The 6851-nt window shown below is 64.0% G+C and carries 10 protein-coding genes; 4 read left to right on the top strand and 6 right to left on the bottom strand.

Going from position 1 to position 6851, the window contains the following annotated elements; translation table 11 throughout:
• Both ACREC7_RS15045 and lgt read right to left on the bottom strand, forming a co-directional pair.
• Positions 1-414 (bottom strand): SAM-dependent methyltransferase (locus ACREC7_RS15045; protein ID WP_431556507.1); only part of this gene is annotated, 414 nt, incomplete at its 3' end.
• Positions 411-1235, bottom strand: coding sequence for a prolipoprotein diacylglyceryl transferase (gene lgt, locus ACREC7_RS15040; protein ID WP_431556506.1), 825 nt, complete (start codon positions 1233-1235; stop codon positions 411-413). The genes ACREC7_RS15045 and lgt, both read right to left, overlap by 4 nt.
• Before the next feature lie 146 nt (positions 1236-1381).
• Between lgt and ACREC7_RS15035 the strand changes: the two genes are divergently transcribed.
• From ACREC7_RS15035 to ACREC7_RS15020, 4 genes are all read left to right on the top strand, one after another.
• A complete protein-coding gene (locus ACREC7_RS15035) occupies positions 1382-1705 on the top strand; it encodes an accessory factor UbiK family protein (RefSeq protein ID WP_431556505.1) in 324 nt (107 codons plus the stop codon).
• Between the two features lie 231 nt (positions 1706-1936).
• Positions 1937-2434: a YbjN domain-containing protein gene (locus ACREC7_RS15030; RefSeq protein WP_431556504.1), complete on the top strand. Its 498-nt coding sequence runs from the start codon at positions 1937-1939 to the stop codon at positions 2432-2434.
• Positions 2431-3252 (top strand): pyrroline-5-carboxylate reductase, encoded by an 822-nt coding sequence (gene proC, locus ACREC7_RS15025; protein WP_431556503.1) that lies wholly within the window; start codon positions 2431-2433, stop codon positions 3250-3252. Before ACREC7_RS15030 ends, proC begins: the two co-directional genes overlap by 4 nt.
• Before the next feature lie 204 nt (positions 3253-3456).
• Complete coding sequence (locus tag ACREC7_RS15020; RefSeq protein WP_431556502.1) at positions 3457-4149, top strand: TetR family transcriptional regulator; 693 nt, start codon at positions 3457-3459, stop codon at positions 4147-4149.
• A 5-nt stretch (positions 4150-4154) separates the two neighbouring features.
• Here the strand turns inward: ACREC7_RS15020 and ACREC7_RS15015 are convergent, their stop codons facing one another.
• The 4 genes from ACREC7_RS15015 to ACREC7_RS15000 all read right to left on the bottom strand — a co-directional run.
• Positions 4155-4478: a hypothetical protein gene (locus tag ACREC7_RS15015; protein WP_431556501.1), complete on the bottom strand. Its 324-nt coding sequence runs from the start codon at positions 4476-4478 to the stop codon at positions 4155-4157.
• A gap of 30 nt (positions 4479-4508) precedes the next feature.
• Positions 4509-4784, bottom strand: a complete 276-nt coding sequence (locus tag ACREC7_RS15010; RefSeq protein ID WP_431556500.1) for a hypothetical protein — start codon at positions 4782-4784, stop codon at positions 4509-4511.
• Positions 4785-4828: 44 nt separating this feature from the next.
• The gene (locus tag ACREC7_RS15005; RefSeq protein WP_431556499.1) at positions 4829-6211 is read right to left on the bottom strand and encodes an ATP-binding protein; all 1383 of its coding nucleotides are present in this window, start codon (positions 6209-6211) and stop codon (positions 4829-4831) included.
• A partial coding sequence (locus ACREC7_RS15000) for a response regulator (protein ID WP_431556498.1) occupies positions 6208-6851 on the bottom strand: 644 nt, incomplete at its 5' end. The genes ACREC7_RS15005 and ACREC7_RS15000, both read right to left, overlap by 4 nt.

The following is a 6851-nucleotide window of genomic DNA, read 5'->3' as shown; positions in this document are numbered from 1 at the left end:
GGTCTTTCGTTGCGCCTCAACCATGACCGGGCTGATCTCGATAAGAGCGACAGAGACTGCGTCGAGAAATTTCGGCAGGCTACGCCAGGCGCGGAGCGCATCAGCCATCAAGGTGCCGCGCCCTGGCCCAAGCTCGGCGACGGTCACTGTGCGCGGCTCGCCCACCGACTGCCAAACGGCAGCGGACCACAGGCCGATCAACTCGCCGAAGATCTGGCTGATTTCAGGCGCGGTGATGAAGTCGCCGGCGCCGCCGATCGGCTGGCGGGACGTGTAGGCACCGGACGACGCATCGGACAGGCAAGCCTGCATGAAGGCTTCGACGCTTAACGGACCGCTCTTGGCGATGCGCGCGTGCAGTCTTGCCGCAAGCGAGAGGTCGTCGCCGGACTGACGGGCAAGCGCGCTCGTCATGGCGCGAGCGCCGGTTTTACTTGCGCGCGGCGGATCAGCCAAAGGCCAAGCAGGATCATGGGAATAGAATAGACGATGCCCGGCGTGAGAACACCAATGTCGAGCGGGTGTCCCGCATGGGGTTCGCGGAAGAACTCCACGAAACTGCGGAACAGACCATAGAAGACAAGGAACAGACCGAAGATCGTGCCCGGACGGGTCAATGCCTTGTAGCGATAGGTGGCAGCGGCAAGGATGATGAAGAGCAGGACGCCCTCGAGCGCCGCCTCGTAGAGCTGGCTCGGATGGCGCGGCGCATCGCCGGCGCCGGGAAATACCATGGCCCAGGGCACGTCGCTCACGCGGCCCACCACCTCCGAATTGATGAAATTGGCGATGCGGCCGAAGAACAGGCCGAAGGGGGCGGCTGCCGAGGCGATATCGCCGAGCGACAGAGGGTTGATACCCTTGGCGCGGGAGAAGAAATAGACGGCGGCGACGACGCCAAGCAGTCCGCCGTGGAAGGACATGCCTCCGTTCCACACCGCCGGGATCTCGAGCGGATTCGCCCAGAAATAGCTCGGCTCATAGAAGAGAACGAAGCCGAGCCTGCCGCCGAGTACGATGCCGAGGGTGATCCACAGCAGGAAATCGTCGGCCTGGCTGATGGTCATCGGCGGCTTACCGTTCCACAGATCGGGGCGCGACAGGAGATAGCGCCCATAGAGCCAGCCGAGCAGGATGCCGGCCATATAGGCGAGGCCGTACCAGCGGACGGCGAGCGGCCCGATCTCGAACGCAATCGGATCGATGACAGGGTAGGGGATAGCGAAAAGCGGCATGTGGCCCCAAGGAGTCCGCGAACGGCTGGACCCTTCACCGCCAGCCCTAGGCTGTCAAGGCGGCGTGGCGCCCGGGGTCTGGCGCTTGATCGAGAAGGCGCAGAACCCCATAGTTTAGAGAATAGGCTGTCTTCAAGGGTGCATGCATGACGCAAACAACCGGCAGGTTCTTCGACGAGCTCGGCAAACTCATCACCGACGCGGCAGGTGCGGCGCAGGGCGTCCGCAAGGAGATCGAAAGCGTCGTCCGTGCCCAGGCGGAAAGCATCCTGCGCGAGCTCGATGTCGTTCAGCGCGAGGAGTTCGAGGCGGTGAAGGCCATGGCGCAAAAGGCGCGGGAGGAGAATGAGCAGCTGAAGCAGCGTGTGGCTCTGCTGGAAGAGGTGCTGGAGGAATTTGAAGCCGAAATCGCCGAGCCGACCACTCCCCGCCCGATCCGCCGGCAAAAGAAGGTCAAACGCAGCTATTGACCGTCCAGGCAGATCTGCCAGCGCGAAGGCCAAGCGAATCGGATTCCTCGCAAGCGCTCGCCGGCAAAGCGTCATCCACAACTATCTTTGCAACGTCCACAGCATTTTGAGTCGGCGAGTCCGGGCCCAGTTGGTGGACGCACAAACTCCGATATATAACTGATTCACAATCTGATTCGCGGCGGCGTGACGCGTGCGCGGGAACTCTGGAGAGGCCACAGAGAAACACGCATGGCAACGATACAGGCAAACTACGACCACTTCACCAACCCGGTGGACATGGTCGAGCATATCGCTACCATCCACGACTGGACGTTCGAGCGAAGCGCTCCCGACGAGCTGACGCTGTCGGTCTCGGGCGCCTGGTGCGACTATCACCTCTCGCTCACCTGGCGGGACGATCTCGAGGCGCTGCACCTTGCTTGCGCCTTCGACTGCAAGGTGTCGAAGCCCAGGCTGAACGAGATCTACCGTCTGATCGCGCTGATCAACGAGCAGCTCTGGCTCGGGCATTTCGACCTGTGGAAGGAGGACGGCATGCTGCTTTATCGCCACGGCTTGCTGCTTGCCGGCGCCAAGACCCATGTCGGCCAATGCGAGGCGCTGCTGCGCGGCGCGCTCGAGGCCTGCGAGCGCTACTATCAATCCTTCCAATTCGTGGTGTGGGCCGGCAAGTCGTCTGAGGATGCGCTCGCGGCGACCATGCTCGAGACAGAAGGACAGGCGTGACGGTCACCCTCGGTGGCCCGCTCCTTCTGGTTGGGGCGGGGAAGATGGGTGGAGCGCTGCTCGCAGGCTGGCTCCGCCAGGGTCTCGATCCGACTCTCGTTTATGTGCAGGACCCGACGCCCGCGCCGGAAGTTGCTGCGCTGATGGCAAGCCACGGCATTCGCGTGCGCCATCAGGCGAAATTGCCCGCGGCTCCGTCAGTGATGGTGATCGCGGTGAAGCCGCAGATCATCGACGAGGTGCTGCCGGCGCTTAGCTCGTCGGTCGGGCCGTCGACGGTGGTGCTGTCGATCGCCGCGGGGCGCACCCTTGCCAATCTCGCATCGCGTCTGCCGCCGGGCAGTGCAATCGTACGAGCGATGCCCAACACACCGGCATCGATCGGGCAGGGGATGACGGTCGCTTGCGCAAGCAGCGAGGTGACGCGCGATCAAGCGCTGGTTTGCAACATGCTGCTCGAAGCGGTCGGCGAGGTGATCTGGCTCGACGACGAGACCCTGCTCGATGCCGTTACGGCGGTCTCAGGCAGCGGACCTGCTTATGTGTTTCTGCTCGCTGAATGCCTGGCGGAGGCGGGCGTTGCCGAAGGCCTCGACCCTGAACTAGCCGCGCGGCTGGCGCGAGCGACGATTGCCGGTGCCGGCGAGCTCCTGCGCCGCTCAGATCTTTCGCCGGCAGAGCTCAGGCAGAACGTCACGTCTCCAAAAGGCGTGACCGCCGTGGCGCTCGAAGTGTTGATGGGCAAAGGCGGTTTGAGCGATCTCCTCAAACGCGCGGTTGCGGCAGCCGCCAAGCGCTCCCGCGAGCTGTCGTCGTAGCCAGAAACCAGAAATCAGAAGCCAGAAGACAGAAGATTTGGCCTCATCCTTCGAGACGCGGCTTCGCCGCTGCTCGGGATGAAGGCTCAATCCGCACGGTGAAGAGGTGCAGAAAGGCCCATCTCTGACCACGAGGTTGGACCTATGGCGTCTTTCGATGGCCACAGAAACTCCTTATGCTTCTCGCGAGAGAGGAGACGCGCCATGTTCGAGGAGTACAGCAAACGCAACAAGGCCATCGTGGCGGCGCTTGAACTTGCGGCCGAGGGTGGGTGGAAAGCCGTGACCTTCCCGGCGATTGCCGAACGCAGCGGCGTGAGCCTTGCAGACCTTCGCCGCGACTTCACCTGCAAGACGGATATTCTCAGAGCCTTCCAGGCCGAGATCGATGCCGAGGTGCTTGCCAAGTCCAAACCAGCGACGCCGGAGCAGAGCCCGCGGGATCGCGTGTTCGACATGGTCATGACGCGTTTCGAGGCGATGACGCCGTACAAGCCCGCGCTTCGCCGCATCTCGGCTGCCCTTTGCTGCCATCCGGCCGAAGCGGTGCAACTCATCCCGTCGTCGCTTGCCGCGCAATATTGGATGCTGGCCGGCGCCGGCGCCAAGCTCGATGGTCCCGGCGCAGGCCTCCGCGTCGCAGGGCTCGCTTCGATCTACTGCAAGGTGTTCGGAGTCTGGCTCGACGACGATACGCCCGGGCTCGATCACACCATGGCCGCGCTCGACCGCAGGCTCAAGAACGGCGAGGAGTGGCTCGCAAGGGTCGAGACGGCGTGCGGAAGCTTCTGCCGCTTCGCCTGCGGGCTCATGCCGCGGGGCTGGAAGCGCCGCGAAAGAGGCGATGCCGCACAGCCGGCGCCCGGCGGCGCCTCGGCCAATCCGGCAGGCGCGTAAGCTCGTCAGTCGGGGAGCGAATCGTCGTCGTCGGGACCGGACAAATTCTCAGGTCCCTCGCCTGGCAGCTCGGCGTCGACCGGGTGTTCCGCCGCTGGCGTGTCCGGATCGTCGGGAACGTCGAGGGTGCGGCCTTGGATCTCGACCGGTGATGGATTCATGTTCCTCTCGCGCCCGACGATGACCCTGCCAGGCTTGATATCCATTTCTATTTCCGAGCCGGGAGCCTCTTCCTGCTGAATTTCATCCTCCAGGGTCTGTTGCGCCAAGCCGTCTCCCATCATGGAACCTGCCATCAACGCTGCCAATCCCATTGTCCTGATACGCATGCGGTTCCTCCCGATTTTGCCGGCTGTCGCCTAATTGCTATCCGGGTCCAAGGTTTCTTCGCCCTCCACCGAGTACGGGGCCTCCGAAGCCGCATCGGGCGTCTCGCTCCCAGCCGGCGCGCCGGCGCCTGGAGAGCCCTCCGAATCGAGCCCGCTCGTCAGGGGATTCGTCAGCAGGCTCGGCATGATCAGGGTCGGCGCTTGGCCGCTCCCTGTTCCATCGGATCCGTCAGACGATTGTGCATAGGCGCCGCTTGTGACGCCGCAGGCGACCAGCGCCACGGCCGCAACGAGTGTTTTTGGCATGTCCCTCCTCCCCAATGACTCGCAACAAGGTACACGGGCAGAGCTCAAACGGGAACCTTGAGAACAGCCCTCAATCCGCCGAGCCGAGACTCGCTCAAGGCGATGTCGCCGCCATGAATGCGGGCGATGTCGCGGGCGATGGCCAATCCCAGGCCGGTCGATTTGGCGTCCTGATTGCGCGCGTCATCGAGCCGGTAGAAGGGCCGGAACACCTGATCGCGCTCATTTTCCGGGATGCCCGGCCCGTCGTCCTCGACCTCGACCACGAGCGAGCCATCCTCTCGCCCAGCGCTGACCGCGACGTGATCGGCGAAGCGCACGGCGTTGTTGACGAGATTGGCGACGGCACGCTTGAAAGCATGGCGCCTGAGCGGCACGACCAGGGGCGCATCGCCAACGTCGATGCGAATGTCCGACTTGCCATGGGCCTGGTTGCGCACCTCGGTCAGGATCTCGCTGATATCGGTGCGCACGATCTCCTCGCCGGAGGCGCCCTTGGCAAAGGCCACGTAGTCTTCCAGCATCGCTTGCATCTCGTCGACATCGGCGCGCATGGCGTCGAGCTCTGGCGACTCCTCGAACATCGCGAGCTGCAGCTTGAACCGGGTCAGCACGGTGCGGAGATCGTGGCTCACGCCGGCGAGCATAGTGGTGCGTTGCTCGACATGGCGCTCGATGCGGTCGCGCATCTCGATGAAGGCTTGCGCCGCCTGCCGCACCTCGCGAGCGCCGCGCGGGCGGAAGTCGGGCGGCGTCGGGCGCCCCTTGCCCAAGCTTTCGGCAGCCTCGGCCAGACGCAGGATCGGCTTGATCTGGTTGCGCAGGAACAGGATGGCCACGGTGAGCAGCACGAGCGACGTTCCGAGCATCCACAACAGGAAGATCTGCGAATTGGAGGCATAGGTCTGGCTGCGCCGCGCCAGCACATGCATCACCGCGTTGTCGAGCTTGATGCGAATGTCGACGAGGTTCGACGTGCCGACGGTGTCGATCCAGAACGGCTTGCCGATCTGCCGGGTGATCTCGTCGGACAGCGTTCGGTCGAGCAGGTCGAAGAAGGGCCGCGAGCGCGTCTGCGGCAGCTCGTCATTGGGAACGATCTTGACCCTGAGCCCGAGGTCGTCGTTGGCGAGCTTGATCAGCGTCTGGGAGTCCTTGCCCTGGGGGTAGGACTTATAGATGTCGATGAGCATGGCGATGTTCTGCACCGTGGCGGTGGACAGCCGCCGGGTCACGGTTTCCCAGTGACGCTCCAGGAACACGAAGGTGAGCACCGACTGAAGCAGCACCATCGGTGCGATGATGATGATCAGGGCGCGGGCATAGAGCCCCTTCGGCATGCGCTCGCGGGTCCACGCGGCGAACTGGCCGTAGAACTTACGCCACCGTTCGAGAAGAGACTTGGGGTCTGGGATCGCGAGCCTCATTCCGGATAGAGAATGTAGCCTTTGCCACGCACGGTCTGTAGATAAACTGGGTTGGCGGGATCCTTCTCGATCTTGCGCCGGAGCCGATTGATTTGCACATCGATGGCGCGCTCGCCGCCGTTCTCGCCGTCATCCTTGGCAAGCTCGTGCCGCGATACCGGCATGCCCGGCCGCTGGGCGAAATAGCGCAACAGCTCGCGCTCGCGCTCGGTCAGGCGGACGGTTTCGCCGCCGCATTTGAGCTCGCCGCGGCCAATGTGAAACACGAAATTGCCCATGCGCACCTCGCCGGTCGTGGGCGCTGCGCCACCACGGCGAAGTACGTTGCTCACGCGAAGCAGAAGCTCGCGAGGCTCGAAGGGCTTGGTGAGATAGTCGTCGACCCCGGTCTCCAGCCCCGCGATGCGCTGCTCGGGCTCGGCGCGCGCCGTCAGCATCAGGATTGGCACCTGGGACTCGCGCCTCAGCGAGCGGGCGAAATCGAGACCGGATTCGTGCGGCATCATCACGTCGAGGATGAGCAAGTCGAAGGAAAGGCTGCGCATGGTCGCCCGCGCCGTTGCCGCGTCGATGGCGGTGGTGACGCGGAACCCATGTTCCTGGAGGTAGCGGGCGAGCAGGTCGCGGATGCGGCTGTCGT

This window comes from Methyloceanibacter sp., from assembly GCF_050728395.1.
GTDB lineage: Bacteria > Pseudomonadota > Alphaproteobacteria > Rhizobiales > Methyloligellaceae > Methyloceanibacter.
Note: the sequence above shows the minus strand (reverse complement) of the source record. Positions and strands in the feature narration are given on the sequence as shown.

Bases quoted from the DNA above. Each gene is read 5' to 3' on its own strand.
- lgt (WP_431556506.1), bottom strand. From the start codon at position 1,235: ATGCCGCTTTTCGCTATCCCCTACCCTGTCATCGATCCGATTGCGTTC.
- ACREC7_RS15035 (WP_431556505.1), top strand. From the start codon at position 1,382: ATGACGCAAACAACCGGCAGGTTCTTCGACGAGCTCGGCAAACTCATC.
- ACREC7_RS15030 (WP_431556504.1), top strand. From the start codon at position 1,937: ATGGCAACGATACAGGCAAACTACGACCACTTCACCAACCCGGTGGAC.
- ACREC7_RS15020 (WP_431556502.1), top strand. From the start codon at position 3,457: ATGTTCGAGGAGTACAGCAAACGCAACAAGGCCATCGTGGCGGCGCTT.
- ACREC7_RS15015 (WP_431556501.1), bottom strand. From the start codon at position 4,478: ATGCGTATCAGGACAATGGGATTGGCAGCGTTGATGGCAGGTTCCATG.
- ACREC7_RS15010 (WP_431556500.1), bottom strand. From the start codon at position 4,784: ATGCCAAAAACACTCGTTGCGGCCGTGGCGCTGGTCGCCTGCGGCGTC.
- ACREC7_RS15005 (WP_431556499.1), bottom strand. From the start codon at position 6,211: ATGAGGCTCGCGATCCCAGACCCCAAGTCTCTTCTCGAACGGTGGCGT.